The sequence below is a fragment of the Mucilaginibacter sp. UR6-11 genome, assembly GCF_020880695.1.
GTDB lineage: Bacteria > Bacteroidota > Bacteroidia > Sphingobacteriales > Sphingobacteriaceae > Mucilaginibacter.
The window spans coordinates 18,860-36,662 of sequence record NZ_JAJIWO010000004.1 but is presented as its reverse complement, the minus strand read 5'-3'; the positions used below and the strand labels follow the sequence as shown (position 1 = coordinate 36,662).

Here is a 17,803-nt window from a genome sequence, read left to right as displayed (position 1 = left end):
TGCGACCCAAAAGTAAGTATCGGTAACTGGTGGTTACGGTAGGTTGCCTGCCATTTACGGTATAATTAAACGGCCCTGTGGACTTGTGGTATGGCCATTTCCTTGTATTGGCCCGGCGTGAGGTTGGTTTTCAGTTTGAAGAATTTTACAAAGTGCGAAGTATCGGCGAAATCAAGTTCGGCCGCCACCTCTTTTATGGTCAGGGCAGTATGGCTCAGCAGTGTTTTGGCTTCCAGCAAAAGCCGTTCGTTAAGTATTGTTGAAGGTGTTTTACCCGAGGCTTTTTTACAAATATCATTTAGCCGGCCAGCTGGTATACCTAAAATAGCCGCGTAGTCCTTTATCTTTCTGACGTTTTGATAGCGTTCATTAAGAAGACCTTTAAAGCGATAGTAAACCTGATTGAAGGGCTGTTCAGGCTGCAGGTTATGACGGTACTGTTCTTCCGATACCTTTAACAGGATCAGCTGTAAATAGCTCCTGAGCAGCGCGGCGGAACTTTTCGCCAGGTAGTCCCGGTGAAACCGGCTGATCAGCTCGAGCAGGGTTTCGCTGTCACCGACACGGCTGTGTGCGGGCAGGCGGTAAACAATCTCCAAACTTTCGCGGTTTAACAGCTCTTCGCGGAACAGGATGACAAATCCCCTGGGTATACACGAAAAATCCCAGCAATGGGTTTGACCGGGTTTTAAAAAATAAACCGCAGGCGGCAGTACATCATAAATACGGTCGTCGATCACATGTGATCCGGCACCCTGGCTCAAAAAAATCAGCTCGAAATAATCCGCGTGTTTATGGGGTACCGTAGGTTTGATAACCTCTTTAAAAGGACTGATTTTTAACAGTTGCAAAGCATCGATCTTCGACTTGACAGGTATCGCCTTCATGACGGCCTAAGTTAATGACTATCCGTTAAAAACAAGAATAATGCTGGTGAGGAAAAGGGGAGGTATGGTTATTCCCCATACAGTAACGAAACAGGCTTTACCGATAACTTGTAAACACTTCCCGGCGACGGCGATCATCCAAGAAAATTAATATTTCGTTTTAACCCGGTGAACTTGGCACGTTTAACAGCCGAGTTTTTAAAAACTTTTTGAAACACATCTTCTGTTATCTCCCGGAGATCATTACTGTTTAGCTGTAACAAATCAGGGTGCGGGTTAAATGCAGGCTCGTTATGCAGCACCGAGAACTTGTTCCAGGGGCATACATCCTGGCAGATGTCACAGCCAAACATCCAGTTGTCCATTTTTCCTTTAAATTCCGGCGGCAGCTCGTTTTTAAGCTCAATGGTTAAATAGGATATACAACGGCTGCCGTCAACCACGTAAGGGCCTACAATAGCGTCTGTGGGGCAGGCATCAATACACCGGGTGCAGGTTCCGCAATGGTCGGCGGTTGGTTCAGTATCATACGCCAGTTCAATATCAACAATCAGCTCGGCCAGGAAAAAGAATGAACCTGTTTTTTGATTGATCAGGTTGGTGTTTTTACCTATCCATCCCAGTCCTGCTTTTTTTGCCCAGGTCTTATCGAGCACCGGTGCCGAGTCGACAAATGCCCGGCCGCCCACTTCGCCAATTTTTTCATTGATGATAGCTAGTAGTTGTTTGAGCTTATCTTTTATTACGGTGTGATAGTCTTGCCCGTAAGCATATTTGGAGATTTTGGGCGCAGCCGGATCAGCCTGCGTGCTGTCCGTATAATAATTAAGCCCCAGCGATATCACTGATTTTGCGCCGTCAACTAACAATCGCGGGTCAAGGCGCTTGTCAAAATGGTTTTCCATGTACTGCATTTCGCCGTGCATGTTTTTGTTAAGCCAGGCTTCCAGTCGCGGCGCCTCATCTTCTAAAAAATCAGCCTTGGATATACCGCAAAACAGGAAGCCCAGATTTTTGGCTTCCGCTTTGATCAATTCACTATAGGCCGACCGGTTTTGCTGCATTACTGCAAAGATAACATAAATAAAAAACAGACCTTTTGATTGGATGTTAACAAGATAGATAATACCTAAAACAAAAAAGCCATGGAAAATTCAGCATATAGTGATCCAAAGGATGATCAGATTACCAATGACGACACATCAGTAACTAACAAAGACGGGGATAATGATCTGGAAAAGGGAGAGCCGTCAACAAATGAAGCCGACAGCGACGCAGCTAAGACACCTACCCCCGATGATAATATAGGCGACCCCACACCACGGAAAAAAGGAGAGGATGCATCCAATAAAGGCGCGGGGCCTAAGGGAGAAGCCCTGTAGCGCAATATTATCGTTTAGGACCCGCTATTTTTTGAAAAAGGGGTGATCCACTTTAGTGATCCACCGGTCAAAAAAATGGTAAAAAACACTTATTTTTAATTGCTTGATTATAAGTATTTTAATTAACTATCAGGCATAAAAATCCTGACGAATAAGACTGATCCAAAGTGATCCGCTTGAACTGTTAAGTATTTTATTTTCAGCTGTTTAAATAAAAACGGTGATCCGGGTGATCCATATTTTTAAGTGGATCACCATGTCGTCCTGAAACAACAAAGCCGCTTCAAATAAATGAAGCGGCTTTGTTGTAAAATACTATTACTCTTTAAAAGATTAAAAGATTAAAAGCTGTTCCGGATGCTGTTGCTTAAAGTTTTAGCGCTCCAGTAACCGCTGTCCAGGATCCTGCGCACGCACATCAACGGATCGTTAGGGTCGCGTTTGTCTGCTAAAGCAAAGGCTATTTTAAAACCGCGTTTATGTAGTTCAGGGAAGCCTGATTTGTTCCAGATACCAAACGGATAAGCAAAGTAGTTTATCTTTTTGCCGGTTATCTCTTCCAGTTTAGCGGTTGGTTTGTCAACCTGTATCACCCAATCATCCTTTTTAGGATTAGGGTCATGTTTGTATTTGCTGGTCATGTGGTGGTCCCAGGTATGGCTGCCAATGATATTGCCTGCATCTGATAATGCTTTAACCTGTTCTTTGGTCATATAATGCGGGCGGCCAATTGATACCGTCATCACAAAATAAACCGCTTTGTAACCATATTTCTTCAACTCAGGGGCGGCGATGGTGTATTGATCTTCGTCCGTATCATCAAACGTAAGCATAATTGGCTTTTTAGGTAAAGCGGCGCCTGTTGTTAAATAGGCATATAACTGATCCGGCAATATGGTATGGTAGCCGCTGTCTGCCAGCATCTTGATATGTTTTTTAAACTCGGCAATCTGCACGATATAGTCTTTCGCGTTTTTAGAATCTTTGGGGCGCCAGTCGCGTATTTGATGATAGCATAAAATAGGTACTTGTTTGCGGGCCATAATGGCAGCCGGATTTGAGGCCTGACCAAATGCGTTGGTTATTAATAAACAAACCGATAATAAAGCGATAGATACTTTTGACATGTAATAATTGATATTTATAATAAATAGAAAGACTTACGAAGTTGTAAAAACCGCGTAAGCCTGATAATGTTTTACGGTTGTAAAACTATTCTTTTGCCTTCGTTGATCGACCGTTTGGCAGCATCCAGGATCTCCATGGCGATCATGTTGTATTTTAAAGAAGCCTGGTCGTCTGTTCCGGGGATCTGTCCGCGCAGCACAGCCGTCAGGTAAACCAACGGATCATTGTTGGGTGCCGGTATGGCTTTTGGTTTATTCACCATCCCAAAATTGCCTTCTTTAGTTTTAAATTGAACGTTGTTGCCATCAAATGCGTGTATAACACCGGTCTCGCCCCAAACTTCCATATCCTTTAAATTTAATGCCCAGTTCCATGATGCTTCGATAGATGCAGTAGCGGTAGGGTACTCAACCAATATGGTGGCGTCATCTTCAACTTTTGGATAAACAGATGGTTTGTAGTGTTTAGCGATAGCAGTAACTGCAATAGGCCTTTGGCCGTGCATTAACCAGGTAGCCAGGTCAGCGCCATAGCAACCAAAGTCGTTAAGCGCGCCGGCTCCGTTTAAAACGGGATCAGTTAACCACGCCAAAAATTCGGGGCTGCAACCAATTTCAACCGGTCCACGGTGTCCGTCACGGATCACCATTTTGCGTATCTTGCCTATACTGTCCTGGTTAACTATATTGTAGATATATTGAAACGACGGGTACCAGGTTGTTTCATAATTAACCAATAATTTGATTTTGTATTTATTGGCCAGTGCTTCCATGCGTTTTGCCTGTGCCAGTGTTGCCGCTAACGGTTTTTCAACCATGACAGGGATATGTAAAGGGGCGCATAGCTCCACAATATCAACATGCTTGCCTACCGCATTATAGCCCAGCATGACCTCGGGTTTGCGGGCCTTTATCATTTTATTTACGTCATCAAAATAAAGTGAATCGGGCAGTTTAAACCGTTTTTTGTATTTTTCCCAAAGGGCTTTGCTCGGCTCATATACGCCAACTACATTTGCTTTGCCTGATCTCATCTGCCCAAAAAAGCCGCTGATGTGGTCATGGTTTAAACCATATATGCCCAGGCGCAGGCGCGTGTCTTGTGCATTTACCATCGTAAATGCACAAGTTGTAAACAACGCCAATAAAGTAAGCTTTTTTAAAAAGCTCAAATTTTTACTTTTCATTTGATAATGAATAAGGGAAGCTTGATTGCTGTGTACCTCTGGTTTTGTTCGGGAACGCCGACATTTTGAAGTTAATAACCCCGCCCTGCGTTAAAGCAGCATGGCCAAACCAGTTGTTATTGTATGGCTTTCCGTTTACAGATATGGCACTAACATATTTATTATTATCACTGTTATTTGGTGCGTTTATTACCAGCTTTTTGCCGTTTTCTAAACTAACCGTAATGCTTTTAAACAAAGGCGTACCTATTACATATTGGCTGCTTGCAGGGCACACCGGGTAAAAGCCCATTGCCGAGAATATGTACCAGGCTGATGTCTGGCCGTTATCCTCGTCACCGCAATAGCCATCAGGCGTAGCTTTGTATAATTTGGCCATAGCATCACGGATGTGTTCTTGTGATTTCCAGGGCTCTCCCGCAAAATTGTATAAATATAACATGTGTTGAATAGGCTGATTGCCATGTGCATATTGCCCCATGTTTACGATCTGCATTTCGCGGATCTCATGGATAACGCCGCCATAATAGCTGTCATCAAAAACAGGAGGGATAATGAAGATAGAATCCAATTTGTTTATGAAAGCTTTATTACCACCCTCCAAATCGATCATACCCTGGATGTCATGTAAAGCCGCCCAGCTATAGTGCCACGCATTGCCTTCGGTAAATGCGTCACCCCATTTTAGTGGATTGAATGGTGTTTCCCATGAACCGTCTTTGTTTTTACCGCGCATCAAACCAATTGATTTATCAAACAGGTTACGGTAGTTTAAGCTTCTTTTTTTGTAGATCGCAATTTCTGATTCAGGTTTGCCTAAAGCTTTACCTAATTTATAAATCGCAAAGTCATCATAAGCATACTCTAGCGTACGGGCAGCATTTTCATTGATCTTAACATCATAAGGCACGTAGCCTAAAGTGTTGTAATATTCAACACCCCGCCGGCCGGTAGCTTCAGGGCCGGTATTGTCTGCGCCGTGTTTTACAGCTTCCCAAAGGGTATTGATATCATAACCACGGATGCCTTTTAAATAAGCGTCAGCAACTATAGAAGCCGAGTTATTACCAATCATACAATCAGCATAACCGGGGCTTGACCACTCTGGCAACCAGCCGCCTTCTTTATAGTCATTAACAAGGCCGGCCTGCATCTCTTTGTCTACTGACGGATATACCAGATTCAGGAATGGGTATAAAGCCCGGAATGTATCCCAGAAGCCTGTGCCTGCAAATTTATAGCCGGGTAAAACTTCTCCGTTTTGTGCACTGTAATGTGTCGGTACGCCTTTTGCATCCAGCTCATACATTTTATGAGGGAAGAAAAGCATGCGGTAAAGGCATGAATAGAACGTGCGGGTTTGATCAATCGTGCCGCCTGATACCGATAGCCGGCTTAAAGTTTTATTCCACACGGCTCTTCCTTTTTGTGCTGTTGCATTAAAGCTGTCGCCGCCTATTTCCCTTTTTAAGTTAAGTTCGGCCTGTTCAATGCTGATGAAAGACGATGCAACGCGCAGGTTAACAGTTTCGCCGGCACGGGTTTTAAAACCGATTGCCGCTAACGCGTGATCTGCAGTTGATTCTAAAGAGCCGTTTAATGAGGCTGTTTCTGTTCTGTTACGACCGCCACGGCCGCCTTTTTCTTCTTCAGTCAGGTTATAAGTTCGTGATAAAGTGAATGGTTTGTCAACATAAATAACAAAGTAATTTTTGAAGTTTTTTAGCTGACCGGCAGCGTATCTGGTTGAGTAACCAACTATCTTGTTTTGGCCCGGAATTACTTTAATGTACGATCCTTTATCATAGGCGTCTACCACAATAAATGAACTGTCAGTTTTAGGGAAAGTGAACCTGAACTGAGCGGCACGTTCTGTCGGAGTAATTTCGGTTGTTATGTCATGATCTGCTAGGTAAACGCTGTAATAATAAGGTTTAACAACCTCTGCTTTATGTGAGAACCAGCTGGCACGGTCATTTTGTGTGACATTTAAGTGCTTGGTCATCGGCATTATAGAAAACTGGCCGTAATCGCCCATCCAGGGTGATGGCTGGTGAGTTTGCTTAAAGCCTACTATTTTATGCGCGTCATAGGTATAAGCCCAGCCGTCGCCATTTGACCCGGTTTGCGGGGTCCAGAAGTTCATGCCCCACGGTAAAGCTATACATGGATAGGTATTGCCGTTTGATAGGTCGGGTTTAGAGGAGGAGCCCATTAGCGGGTTAACCCAATCCACCGGATCGGTAACTTTGGTTACCATTTGGGCAAAAGTGCTACTGCATATCAATAACAATGCAAAGAGTAATATTCGTTTCATAAAAGTTATTTATAGTGTATAAAACTATGTGTTTGGTTGGTTATAATTTAAGGTGCCAACAGTTTAATTGTAACGGCAATAGTAATAATAAAAACTTAAAATAAGGAAGCATTTCCGCCGAGTTTTATTTTACCCAAATGCCTGTAAGCACTCTCGGTGGCTTCGCGTCCGCGGGCGGTGCGCATTAAAAAACCCTCCTGTATTAAAAACGGCTCGTAAACCTCTTCAATGGTGCCTTCATCTTCGCCTACGGCAGTCGCGATGGTCTTCAAGCCAACCGGGCCGCCCTTAAACTTGTCAATGATGGTAGATAGTATCTTATTGTCCATTTCATCAAGGCCATGCTCATCTACATTTAAGGCATTAAGCGCATATTTGGCAATTATCGTATCTATGTTTCCGTCGCCCTTTATTTGTGCGAAGTCGCGCGTGCGGCGCAACAGGGCATTAGCTATACGTGGCGTGCCACGGCTGCGACGGGCAATTTCATAAGCGCCCTCATCACTGATTGGTGTTTTTAATATGGATGCAGAGCGTAATACAATGGTAGTTAATAACTTGGCGTCATAATACTCGAGCCGCGAATTAATGCCGAAGCGTGCACGTAACGGCGCCGTTAATAGTCCGGAACGGGTAGTGGCGCCAACCAGGGTGAACGGGTTAAGCGATATCTGAACTGAGCGCGCATTGGGGCCGCTCTCCAGCATAATATCTATTTTAAAGTCTTCCATGGCGGAGTATAAATACTCCTCAACCAGCGGACTTAAACGGTGTATTTCGTCAATGAATAAAATATCGCCGGTTTCTAAATTCGTCAGCAGGCCTGCCAGATCCCCGGGTTTATCCAAAACCGGGCCCGAGGTTATTTTTATGCCAACCCCCATTTCATTAGCGATGATATATGACAAGGTAGTTTTGCCTAATCCCGGGGGGCCGTGTAATAATACGTGATCAAGGGCCTCACCGCGCTGGCGTGCCGCTTGTACAAATATCCGTAAGTTCTCTAGTATTTTAAACTGGCCCGTAAAATCCTCAAAAGCCTGCGGACGTAAAACTTTTTCGATATCGCGCTCGGCAGGGGATAGGCGTTCGCCGTCAGGATCAAGATGCTCGTTCATTAAAGGCGAATTTAGAGATTAAAGATTAGAGATTAAAGATTAGCGAATAGTTTTTTAAGAATAAATTAAGGGGATAGGCGCTGATCTTTAACCGCTGATTTTACCCTTCGGGATATTTCCTGAAGATACTGTTGATCCTCATTCTTAATACACCTAAAATAGCTTCTTTAAAAATGCCTTTTGACATTTTTGAGGCGCCGGCCGTGCGATCGGTAAATATGATAGGGATCTCGGTAACTGTAAATCCATGTTTTACCGCCGTATATTTCATTTCTATCTGGAAGGCGTAGCCCACAAATTTTATTTTATGCAGCTCTACGGTTTCAAGCACTTTACGCTTATAGCACATAAAGCCCGCAGTAAAATCCTGTATGTTTACGCCGGTTATAAACCTAACATATACCGAAGCGAAATAGCTCATTAATACCCGGCTCATTGGCCAGTTAACCACATTTACGCCTTTTATATAGCGGGATCCGACGGCAACATCAGCACCTTCAACACAAGCGGTTCTTAACCTGATAAGGTCATCCGGGTTATGCGAAAAATCGGCGTCCATTTCAAAAATATACTCGTATTGATGTTCAATGGCCCATTTAAAGCCATGTATATAGGCAGTGCCAAGCCCCTGTTTACCTTCCCGTTCTACCAGGAATAGCCTGTCGGGATAAGTATTCTGCAAATTTTTTACGATTATTTGGGTGCCATCCGGCGACCCGTCATCAATAATGAGCAAATGAAAATCAAAAGGCAAAGAAAAAACCCTGCGGATCATCCGCTCAATATTTTCTTTTTCATTGTAGGTAGGTATAATTACTAGGCTATCAGGCACTTTGGCAGATTGGTCTTTTACGGTAAATAGTTTACTAAAATAGTAGATTTAGCCCTTATATGAAATAAAAAAAGCAGGAAACGATAATTTCTTTCCTGCTTTTTTTTAAGTATTAAATAACTATAGATTATTTGTTTCGGCAATAGCCTCATTTTCCGTTTCCGGATCTGCAATATAACTGCGTTCTTTTAAGCGTGGCGATATGAATAAATAGATTACCAAAAACGCGGTGCAAATACCCACAAATAACCAGTAAAAATCAGCACCCGCAAAGCGTGAAAAAAATCCGCCTCTTGAAATATTGCCGTTAATCAGGGCATCAAATAAATTACCTGCGGCTACAGTTAATAACCAGATAGCGCTCATGGTGCTTTTCATTGATTTTGGTGCTTGTGTATATGCATATTCAAGGCCGGTAATAGACACCAAAACTTCGGCAGCAGATAATACTACGTAAGCAAATATTTGCCACCATACTGACGGGTGATTACCTGCGTCAACACTTTTTTGTACAAATGCAATTATTACAAACGATAAAGCGGTTAGGGCCAAACCTGCACCTATGCGGCGCAATGGTGTGGTTTTAATGCCTATTTTATCCAGGTAGGGATAAACAAAGTAGGTGAATAAAGGGATAAATGATAATAAGAAAATTGGATTTGCGGTTTGTACCTGCCCGGCCAAAATAGTGAAATTAAAAAAGCCCAGGTTAATATGCCTGTCCAGCTTCTCGGCCTGCAAAACCCATTCGGATAAGTTTTGATCCCACATCGCCCAAAAAATAGGCGCGAATATAAATACCGCCATTACCCGGTATACGGCCTTTACGCCTTCAACTTTTTCGGGGTTAAACTCGCCTTTTGCAACATCTAAAAGCGACTGCCCCTTTTGTTTTTTGCCGATGTTAAACAGTGCGTATACAGATATAAAAACAAAATTATTTTTATTGATGCCGCCCGGCGGCACCTTTACATATTTTTTGCGGCCCGAAAAGAAGATTATAGTGGCCAGGGCCATTAATAAACCCGGGATACCGAATGCCCATTTTGCGCCATAATTTGCGTATACCCAGGGGATTAATATAGTTGAGATAACTGAGCCCGCGTTTATACTGAAATAAAACCACCCGTAAACTTTTGATAATAATTCCTGGTTGGTCTTATCAAACTGATCGCCCACGTTGGCAGATACGCATGATTTTATACCACCGGCACCTATTGCAATTAACACCAGGCCCAGGATAAATCCGTTTAAATTATTATCAAATACAGAAAGACATAAATGGCCAAGACAGTACACCATGGATATGTACAAAATTATTCTGTATTTGCCGGTAAACCAGTCGGCCACTAAGCCACCAACAAAGGGTAAAGTGTAAGCAAGTGTTACAAAAAAGTGTGTGCTTTCGTTCGCTTTAGCTTCCGCTACCGTCTGCATCGCGGGATTAAGCGTGGGGTTGAAAAATTGCGCGACCAAAAAAGTGGCTAAAATGGAGCGCATGCCGTAGAAACTGAAGCGTTCTGCCGCTTCATTGCCTATGATATAGGGGATGCTTCTGGGGTATTTCGCTTCAGTAGTAACAACGTCAGTTGTTAAGGTGTTTGTGGACATAAGATCAGTTTAATTTGTCTAAAATACTATTATTCTCTTAAATAAAAATTATAGCGGATTTATTATAAGATTAGCGGTTTTTGGAGATTTATTGAATTTGTTTTTTCTTAATGGGGTGCAAAATTTTTGGCCGTTCGGTTATCTTGGGATCGATGTAGGTTTCGTCCTGGTCACTGGGTACGTTTCTCATGTCCATGTTATCCATATAATGCCACGTGCCGTCTTTTAAACGATAACCGTTATAGGTAAGATCAGGGCCGTAAGTTTCTAGTTTATCTTTTGATTTCTTATCCGGAGCTGCGAGGTTGTCGAACACAATTAAATGCTCAGATGGTACATATTTTAAAAGCATGGATGCCTGCCGTGCATATTCAAAAACAATACGATCACGTTTCTTACCATTGCGGTTAAAAATCGGCATGCCAAAAACAGGTTTGTTGTTTTGAAATGAAAGTACTTCAATAACTTTTTTTGTTGATCTGTCATTATTGCCCTTCCAGCCTAATAAAACATAATAGGGCCTGGTTACGCCAACGGGTATAATGGTATAATATTGAGCTCCATACCAGGTGCGGTTGTCGCCAACGGTGTCTTCAGGATTTTTTAGCAAAGGGGTGTAGTCTTCCAAGCCGTATAATTTTAACGGGCCCCCGGTATTGATTTGTATCGCGCCGTAAAACCGGTAGCTGCCGTCATCATTGGCAACGTGCCAGCTAAAAATCCTGAATTTATCATCAGGCGAGCGGGTAAGCGTAATAGTTTTAACAGAATCAAACGGAAAATGAAAAGAGTTTGGCGTTTTTAAAGCGGATACCAATGTTTTTATAAATTGATAGCTGGCATTTTTGCGCACCAGTTCATTATCATTATTAATGACTGTACTACCCAAATGCTTTAAACTGTCCTGGTAAAAATTGAGCTGTTTAAGCCCAGCCTCATCAATGCCCTGCGCAAAAGCTTGAGAGAGAAATAAAATAGAAAACAGGGTTAAGACAAATTTTCTTGTCACCGCTAAAATATTAATGCCCACTTATCCGTAAATATAGTTGATTTTATGGTTAACGTAAATTTTCTATAACAATTGCGCTGGCGCCACCACCGCCATTACAAATTCCGGCTGCGCCATATTTGCCATTGTTTTGTTGTAAAACGCTTAGCAGCGTTACTACAATGCGTGCGCCGGATGCCCCCAGCGGGTGCCCTAAAGAAACCGCGCCGCCATTTACGTTTACTTTTAACGGGTCAAGGTTTAGCGCCTGGTTGTTGGCAATTGATACTACAGAGAATGCTTCATTAATTTCATAATAGTCTATGTCGCTGGTATTTAATCCGGCACGGTGTAATGCTAAAGGTAATGCTTTTGCCGGTGCGGTAGTAAACCACTCCGGTGCTTGCTGGGCATCGGCATAGGATATTATTTTAGCAATAGCTTTAATGCCCAGTTCATCGGCTTTTTCTTTACTCATTAATACAAGGGCGGCGGCGCCGTCATTTAACGTTGAAGCGTTTGCGGCGGTAACTGTACCATCTTTTTTAAATACCGGTTTTAATGATGATATCTTGTCAAATTTAACAGTCGCCGGTTCTTCATCTTCGCTAAATAAAGTAACGTCGCCCTTTTTGTTTTTTAGTTCGACAGGGGTTATCTCGCTCACAAATTTGCCGTTGTTTTGCGCATTTATTGCGCGGTTATATGACTCGGTTGCGTAAGCATCTTGCTCTTCGCGGCTTATATTACATTCGGTTGCACAAAGCTCGGCGGCTGTGCCCATGTGGTAATCGTTATAAACATCCCACAAGCCGTCTTCAACTAAACCATCAATTAACAGGTCATTACCCAGCTTATAGCCGGTGCGCGCTTTGCTTAAATAGTAAGGCACGTTACTCATGCTTTCCATTCCGCCAGCCAATACAATATCGTTTTGCCCGGTAGCGATACTTTGCGCGGCAAGCATAATTGCTTTCATGCCGGATGCGCAAACTTTATTAACTGTAGTAGCCGGTAAATAGGGCAGGCCCGCAAATATTGCCGCCTGTGTTGTCGGTGCCTGGCCCAGGTTGGCCGACAAAACATTCCCCATAAAAACCTCCTGTATCTGTTCCGGCTTTAAGCCTGATTGCTCAACCGCAGATTTTATGACGATACCGCCTAACTGCGTTGCGGTAAGGGATGCTAAACTGCCACCAAAACTACCGATAGCTGTACGTGTTGCCGATACAATTACTACTTCTCTCATCAAATAGATTTTAGACTACAAATCTATCTATTTTATTTTAACAATTACTATGCTTGCATAGTAATTGTTAATCTTCTTTTTTCTTTTTATTATTTTTTTTGCGGACAAGCAGAGCCTGTTGCAGCAGGTATTCTATCTGGCCGTTGGTGCTTCTAAACTCATCAGCCGCCCAGCTTTCTATCTCCTTCAACATTTCAGGATTCACTCTTAATATAAATGCTTTCTTTTCAGCCATAATTAAGCTACTGCTGCCGCCTGTGCCTGCCTTTGTAAAACTAAATTAATACCTATTAATATGATCAAAGCCACCGGTGCGGTTGTTTTAGGTAACCTGTCATCAATAGTTATATTAAACGGCGTGGTGCATTTACAGGTACTGATAATTTTAATGCATTCGCCATATTGATCGTTCGCCCAGTTTAATTCCCTTGAAAAAAAGCCGGGGCCCTTTTTTAACAGGGCACTGAATCCATCGTTCATCTCCAGCAGGGTCTTTGTTTCCCAGATATTTTTGGTAATCCGGCCAATTACCTCTGCCTTTGATTTATCTATGATCTGGATTTGCTTTCCTAAGAAACCAATTTGTTTAATCAGCCAGCTGCCACTTGCAGTGTCAATATTCATTTTCCTTCCTAAATAGTCGCCACAGCTTATCTGGCCATAAGTAAACTGGCCATCGGTTAAAGTATAAACAGGTTTAAACAGGCCGCTACGGGTTACCTGTAGCTGAGTGGTGCGTAAAGCATCAATTTTACTGAAGTTGCTATTCATAATTATTAATGTACTGCTCTTTGTTGTCTCTTTACTATAATTAAATGTGCTCCCAGAAATATCATTAACGGGATTATTGACGCAGGGGTTTGCGACTGATAAAGATGAATGTCAGTTGTTAAGCTAAAAGGAAAATGATTAGTGATTCCCATTAGCTTGCCATATCCTTCAGAGTCCCAAACATGTTCGCGCGAAAAAAATGATGGCCTGTAAAACCTGGCGCTAAAGCCACTTTTTAAAGTCAATATCCTGGTACGTGTAAATGGTTCGCGGGTGCATTTGCCTGTAACCATACCTTTCTCATCGGTTATTAAAATGGCTCTGCTAAAAATCCGTTCGAAATTAAAGCTAAATTCATGGCCCGCCAGGCAAACAGTGGCATTACGCTTAGATAATCCCTTGTAGCTTAGTTTGCCATAATTGAAGGTGTTATCAGTTAATGTATACTCAGGGAATAACCATCCGCGCCTTTGCAGGGATAATTCATTTGTTTTGCCGGCATTTAGTTCCTGATACATCTTCTTAGTGATATAAGGTGCCGGTGTTAACAACGGGGTTTACACTTCTGTCGCCGCATAACACAACCAATAAATTGCTAACCATGGCTGCTTTCCGTTCCTCATCCAGATCTACGATATTCTTTTCTGACAATCTTTGCAATGCCATTTCTACCATACCCACGGCGCCTTCAACAATTAGCCTGCGGGCAGATATTATAGCTGAAGCTTGTTGTCTTTGCAGCATCGTGTGTGCAATCTCAGGCGCATAGGCAAGGTGGGATATGCGCGCTTCCAGTACTTCAATCCCGGCGCGGTCCAAACGTTCATTTAACTCTTTCTCCAAAAGTATACTTACCTGTTCTGCTCCGCCTCTTAAAGTTATATTTGCATTCTCGTCCTCAATATTATCATACGGAAATGAATTGGCAAGGTGCCTTACTGCTGCCTCGCTTTGTATATTGACATATTGCAGATAATTTTCTACCGCGAATATTGCGCTTGCGGTATCTTTAATCTGCCATACAATAACGGCAGCTATCTCAATAGGATTACCAACACTATCATTTACTTTAAGTTGTTGTCCGTTTAAGTTAAATGCTTTTAACGATACCTTCTTTTTTATCGTTAATGGATTGACCCAAAAAAAGCCATCCTTTTTTACAGTGCCGATATATTTACCAAAAAGGGTAAGCACTTTTGATTCATTGGGGTTAACGATGATGAGCCCGGGTAATACCAATATAAAGTTTATTAAACCTATAGCAACGGCGGTTAACGGCATTCGTTGGATGCCGCACACAATGGTTGCTATTAAAAGAATTAAAAATGTTACTAAGGTTAAATAACCTGATGGCGGGTTAATAATTTTTTCAGTATTCATGACGGTTTTGATTTTAAAATGATATCACAAAGATATCAAAATTGATTTGATAAAGTCAATAAAAAAAGATAGATAGGATAAATTATATTATTTTTGGCGGCTTAGTTATATAAATGGCAACACTTTCTTCTTCACGCCAAAAGGCACTATTGCGCAAATACGCCCGTAACGTTAAATTTTTAATGATGGTGGTAAGTACTTGCCTGATTGTTTATTCGTTGCCTAAACAAGCCAAGTTTAGCTATGAAATTGAAAAGGGGAGGATATGGAACCAAAAGGACCTGGTGTCGCCTTATAACTTTGCGATACTAAAAACTCAGGCTGAAATACAAGCCGACCGGAAAAATGCATTGGCCAACACCAGCCAGCTTTACCAGTTAAATACCGAGGTTGCCCAGCAACAAATTGAGGGTTTTAAAAATGATCTGGAAATAAAATGGCATAATGCCGGTATTGATGACAGGCAAAAAAACAAATATATTATGGCCGGCAGCAATTTACTGCGCGAGGTTTATGATAAGGGTGTTATTACGCTTAACTCAAAATATCAGCAAAACCAGGGCTATCCAATAATTATTCTTCAAAAAAACGTTTCGGCTGAAAAAAATACAGCAGAGTTGTTTACCAGGGAGACTGCCATAAATTATTGCAGCCAAATGCTTGGCAAATATGCAGATATAGACAAGACCTTTTTATTGGATATGATCCAAAATCGCATACAAAGCAATATCATATATGATGATAAGCTAACAACACGTCTTGAAGCCGAGGTATTGGAAGGTCTGTCATTAACCCGCGGTATGGTACAAAAGGGCGAAGTGATCGTGTCCAAAGGATCAGTAGTTAATGACGAGGTTTTTCAGAAACTTGAATCCTATAAAAAAGCATTTGAAGACAATGCCCGCATAAACGGCAACCCTAAGCTGGTTTTGGCCGGTCAGTTTTTACTGGTATCAATAACCATAGCGTTGCTGATGATATTCCTTTACCTTTTCAGGAAAGACATTTATGCTGATAACAGGCTGGTGAGTTTGATATTACTTGTAATTACAGCCATGTTATTTACTTTATCAATGGCGATAAAGTTGGAGCTGCCTAATTTATATTTTATACCCTATTGTATCGTTCCAATCATCATTCGCATTTTGTTTGATACGCGGTTGGCGCTAAACATCCATTTATTGGTGGTACTTATAGCGGGTTTCTTTGTGCCTAATAGTTTCGAGTTTGCCTATTTTGAAATTACGGCAGGCATGGTGTCTATCTATAGTATTAAGAACCTGGTTCGGCGTGAGCAATTCCTGATATCGGCAGTTATTATAACGTTTACCTATTTCGTTTCTTTCCTGGGGATATCCCTGATCAGAGAGGGAAGCCTGGTTGATATTGACTGGAGAAACTTTATACCGTTTGCCGTAAGCGTGCTACTAACTTTATTGGCTTATCCTTTAATTTATTTATTCGAGAAGATATTTGCCATCACATCAGATATTACGCTCATTGAGCTCACCAACACCAATGCGCCGTTATTACGCGAAATGGCATTTACCGCTCCAGGTACGTTCCAGCACTCTTTGCAGGTGGCTAACCTGGCCGAGAATGCTATTTATGCCATTGGCGGTAATGCTTTACTGGTTAGGGCAGGAGCATTGTATCATGACATCGGTAAAATGGAAAATCCACTGTTTTTTGTGGAGAACCAAAATTCGGGCTTTAATCCGCATGATAAGGTGACCTATGAAGAGAGTGCCCAGATTATTATCAGGCACGTTTACAAAGGCATTGAAATGGCCCAGAAAGCAAATATTCCTGAGATAGTGATTGATTTTATCCGTACGCACCATGGTAATACCAGGGTTGATTATTTTTATCAATCGTTTTTGAAAAATTTTCCTGAAAAAATCATTAATGAGAACACTTTTAGGTACCCGGGACCCATTCCTTTCTCAAAAGAAGCCGGTGTTTTGATGCTTGCGGACTCGGTTGAGGCCGCTTCACGCTCACTAAAAGCGCCTGATGAAAAATCAATCAGCGCGCTGGTAGACCGGATTGTGAAATACAAATTGGATCAAAACCAATTGAAAGACAGTAATATAACTTTAAAGGATATCGAAACAATCAAGACAATATTTAAGCGGATGTTGATGAGTATTTATCATGTGCGAATTGATTATTAATTTTTTTTTGAGGGCTTACGCTATTTGCTATATTTGCAGTCCCTGAAAAAGGGGTTTTACTGAAAAAATAACACGGTGAGGTGCCTGAGAGGCCGAAAGGATCAGTTTGCTAAACTGACGTACGGGAAACTGTACCGAGGGTTCGAATCCCTCCCTCACCGCACAACAACAACAACAACAGCAAAACCAGACAATCGTCTGGTTTTGCTGTTTATATATCATCGTAAACGGACGTCTTAGTGTCTAAATCTTATTGTCCACCGTTAGTCGACCATGATCATCAAACGACACAATAAAAAGAAAAGGTTAACATATCTTTATCCGTTTTCTGAAGCTATCTTATTCGTAAAGTCGTTTAGTCCCCTTTTGGGTAAGCGTAGTTAGTAGATGGTTCGAGCATCTTGACTGGGCGAACCTCGATCTTTGCGCTGGTGTTAAAAGCAAATTCAGGGTTGCGTTTCGCAATAGCGACGGCCTCATCCAGATCAGCTGCTAAAATGTGGTAATAGCCGACTATGATTTCTTTGTTTTCATCGTAAGGTCCGTCTTTAAATGAACCGGGCGTACCAGAGATCATAACACCTTCGCGCACCAGTGGCTGGGCACTTTTGAGGTTACTGTTTGCTTTAAGCTCTTCGATATGCACCATGCAGGCGTTTAAAAACTCTTGTTGTTGTTGAGGAGATAAGGCTGCTTTGCCATCACCTTCATTGCGGATCAGTAACATAAACTCTTTCATTTCCTTAATTTAAAATTTATTATAAGACAAATGTTTTT

17 protein-coding genes and 1 tRNA gene are annotated in these 17,803 nt (G+C 42.0%); 3 read left to right on the top strand and 15 right to left on the bottom strand.

The window, feature by feature from the left end; translation table 11 throughout:
• Window positions 1–65 precede the first annotated feature (65 nt).
• The gene (locus LJ658_RS11020) at window positions 66–887 is read right to left on the bottom strand and encodes an AraC family transcriptional regulator (protein WP_230546562.1); all 822 of its coding nucleotides are present in this window, start codon (window positions 885–887) and stop codon (window positions 66–68) included.
• A 134-nt stretch (window positions 888–1,021) separates the two neighbouring features.
• Entirely contained in the window at window positions 1,022–1,951 is a 930-nt protein-coding gene (gene queG, locus LJ658_RS11015; RefSeq protein ID WP_230546561.1) for a tRNA epoxyqueuosine(34) reductase QueG, read from the bottom strand.
• 81 nt (window positions 1,952–2,032) lie between these two features.
• Between queG and LJ658_RS11010 the strand changes: the two genes are divergently transcribed.
• On the top strand, window positions 2,033–2,269 hold the full coding sequence (locus tag LJ658_RS11010) for a hypothetical protein (protein WP_230546560.1): 237 nt from the start codon (window positions 2,033–2,035) through the stop codon (window positions 2,267–2,269).
• A gap of 341 nt (window positions 2,270–2,610) precedes the next feature.
• On the opposite strand, the gene LJ658_RS11005 is transcribed toward LJ658_RS11010, so the two are convergent.
• The 12 genes from LJ658_RS11005 to LJ658_RS10950 all read right to left on the bottom strand — a co-directional run bounded on the left by LJ658_RS11005 (window position 2,611) and on the right by LJ658_RS10950 (window position 14,849).
• The gene (locus LJ658_RS11005) at window positions 2,611–3,396 is read right to left on the bottom strand and encodes a polysaccharide deacetylase family protein (RefSeq protein ID WP_230546559.1); all 786 of its coding nucleotides are present in this window, start codon (window positions 3,394–3,396) and stop codon (window positions 2,611–2,613) included.
• Window positions 3,397–3,467: 71 nt separating this feature from the next.
• The gene (locus tag LJ658_RS11000) at window positions 3,468–4,583 is read right to left on the bottom strand and encodes a Gfo/Idh/MocA family protein (RefSeq protein WP_230546558.1); all 1,116 of its coding nucleotides are present in this window, start codon (window positions 4,581–4,583) and stop codon (window positions 3,468–3,470) included.
• Window positions 4,573–6,900: a GH92 family glycosyl hydrolase gene (locus LJ658_RS10995; RefSeq protein WP_230546557.1), complete on the bottom strand. Its 2,328-nt coding sequence runs from the start codon at window positions 6,898–6,900 to the stop codon at window positions 4,573–4,575. Before LJ658_RS10995 ends, LJ658_RS11000 begins: the two co-directional genes overlap by 11 nt.
• A 95-nt stretch (window positions 6,901–6,995) precedes the next feature.
• Window positions 6,996–8,018: a Holliday junction branch migration DNA helicase RuvB gene (gene ruvB / locus LJ658_RS10990; RefSeq protein WP_230546556.1), complete on the bottom strand. Its 1,023-nt coding sequence runs from the start codon at window positions 8,016–8,018 to the stop codon at window positions 6,996–6,998.
• A gap of 100 nt (window positions 8,019–8,118) precedes the next feature.
• Complete coding sequence (locus LJ658_RS10985; RefSeq protein WP_230546555.1) at window positions 8,119–8,850, bottom strand: polyprenol monophosphomannose synthase; 732 nt, start codon at window positions 8,848–8,850, stop codon at window positions 8,119–8,121.
• 120 nt (window positions 8,851–8,970) lie between these two features.
• Window positions 8,971–10,461, bottom strand: a complete 1,491-nt coding sequence (locus LJ658_RS10980; protein ID WP_230546554.1) for a POT family MFS transporter — start codon at window positions 10,459–10,461, stop codon at window positions 8,971–8,973.
• Between the two features lie 88 nt (window positions 10,462–10,549).
• Window positions 10,550–11,470 carry a hypothetical protein gene (locus tag LJ658_RS10975; RefSeq protein ID WP_230546553.1) on the bottom strand — a complete coding sequence of 307 codons (921 nt, stop codon included), beginning with the start codon at window positions 11,468–11,470 and terminating at the stop codon, window positions 10,550–10,552.
• Between the two features lie 49 nt (window positions 11,471–11,519).
• Window positions 11,520–12,698 carry an acetyl-CoA C-acyltransferase gene (locus LJ658_RS10970; RefSeq protein ID WP_230546552.1) on the bottom strand — a complete coding sequence of 393 codons (1,179 nt, stop codon included), beginning with the start codon at window positions 12,696–12,698 and terminating at the stop codon, window positions 11,520–11,522.
• A gap of 67 nt (window positions 12,699–12,765) precedes the next feature.
• Window positions 12,766–12,933, bottom strand: a complete 168-nt coding sequence (locus tag LJ658_RS10965) for an Arc family DNA binding domain-containing protein (RefSeq protein WP_230546551.1) — start codon at window positions 12,931–12,933, stop codon at window positions 12,766–12,768.
• A 2-nt stretch (window positions 12,934–12,935) separates the two neighbouring features.
• On the bottom strand, window positions 12,936–13,469 hold the full coding sequence (locus LJ658_RS10960) for a hypothetical protein (protein ID WP_230546550.1): 534 nt from the start codon (window positions 13,467–13,469) through the stop codon (window positions 12,936–12,938).
• Between the two features lie 5 nt (window positions 13,470–13,474).
• Window positions 13,475–13,987, bottom strand: a complete 513-nt coding sequence (locus LJ658_RS10955) for a hypothetical protein (RefSeq protein WP_230546549.1) — start codon at window positions 13,985–13,987, stop codon at window positions 13,475–13,477.
• A 4-nt stretch (window positions 13,988–13,991) separates the two neighbouring features.
• On the bottom strand, window positions 13,992–14,849 hold the full coding sequence (locus tag LJ658_RS10950) for an SPFH domain-containing protein (RefSeq protein ID WP_230546548.1): 858 nt from the start codon (window positions 14,847–14,849) through the stop codon (window positions 13,992–13,994).
• Between the two features lie 113 nt (window positions 14,850–14,962).
• Here LJ658_RS10950 and LJ658_RS10945 point away from each other — a divergent pair, with 113 nt between their 5' ends.
• Both LJ658_RS10945 and LJ658_RS10940 read left to right on the top strand, forming a co-directional pair.
• Window positions 14,963–17,026, top strand: coding sequence for an HD family phosphohydrolase (locus tag LJ658_RS10945; RefSeq protein WP_230546547.1), 2,064 nt, complete (start codon window positions 14,963–14,965; stop codon window positions 17,024–17,026).
• A gap of 74 nt (window positions 17,027–17,100) precedes the next feature.
• Window positions 17,101–17,187 (top strand) — tRNA-Ser (locus LJ658_RS10940).
• A gap of 194 nt (window positions 17,188–17,381) precedes the next feature.
• Here the strand turns inward: LJ658_RS10940 and LJ658_RS10935 are convergent.
• Window positions 17,382–17,765, bottom strand: coding sequence for a YciI family protein (locus LJ658_RS10935; protein WP_230546546.1), 384 nt, complete (start codon window positions 17,763–17,765; stop codon window positions 17,382–17,384).
• Window positions 17,766–17,803: the final 38 nt, after the last annotated feature.

Bases quoted from the DNA above. Each gene is read 5' to 3' on its own strand.
- LJ658_RS11020 (WP_230546562.1), bottom strand. From the start codon at position 887: ATGAAGGCGATACCTGTCAAGTCGAAGATCGATGCTTTGCAACTGTTA.
- queG (WP_230546561.1), bottom strand. From the start codon at position 1,951: ATGCAGCAAAACCGGTCGGCCTATAGTGAATTGATCAAAGCGGAAGCC.
- LJ658_RS11010 (WP_230546560.1), top strand. From the start codon at position 2,033: ATGGAAAATTCAGCATATAGTGATCCAAAGGATGATCAGATTACCAAT.
- LJ658_RS11005 (WP_230546559.1), bottom strand. From the start codon at position 3,396: ATGTCAAAAGTATCTATCGCTTTATTATCGGTTTGTTTATTAATAACC.
- LJ658_RS11000 (WP_230546558.1), bottom strand. From the start codon at position 4,583: ATGAAAAGTAAAAATTTGAGCTTTTTAAAAAAGCTTACTTTATTGGCG.
- LJ658_RS10995 (WP_230546557.1), bottom strand. From the start codon at position 6,900: ATGAAACGAATATTACTCTTTGCATTGTTATTGATATGCAGTAGCACT.
- ruvB (WP_230546556.1), bottom strand. From the start codon at position 8,018: ATGAACGAGCATCTTGATCCTGACGGCGAACGCCTATCCCCTGCCGAG.
- LJ658_RS10980 (WP_230546554.1), bottom strand. From the start codon at position 10,461: ATGTCCACAAACACCTTAACAACTGACGTTGTTACTACTGAAGCGAAA.
- LJ658_RS10970 (WP_230546552.1), bottom strand. From the start codon at position 12,698: ATGAGAGAAGTAGTAATTGTATCGGCAACACGTACAGCTATCGGTAGT.
- LJ658_RS10965 (WP_230546551.1), bottom strand. From the start codon at position 12,933: ATGGCTGAAAAGAAAGCATTTATATTAAGAGTGAATCCTGAAATGTTG.
- LJ658_RS10960 (WP_230546550.1), bottom strand. From the start codon at position 13,469: ATGAATAGCAACTTCAGTAAAATTGATGCTTTACGCACCACTCAGCTA.
- LJ658_RS10955 (WP_230546549.1), bottom strand. From the start codon at position 13,987: ATGTATCAGGAACTAAATGCCGGCAAAACAAATGAATTATCCCTGCAA.
- LJ658_RS10950 (WP_230546548.1), bottom strand. From the start codon at position 14,849: ATGAATACTGAAAAAATTATTAACCCGCCATCAGGTTATTTAACCTTA.
- LJ658_RS10945 (WP_230546547.1), top strand. From the start codon at position 14,963: ATGGCAACACTTTCTTCTTCACGCCAAAAGGCACTATTGCGCAAATAC.
- LJ658_RS10935 (WP_230546546.1), bottom strand. From the start codon at position 17,765: ATGAAAGAGTTTATGTTACTGATCCGCAATGAAGGTGATGGCAAAGCA.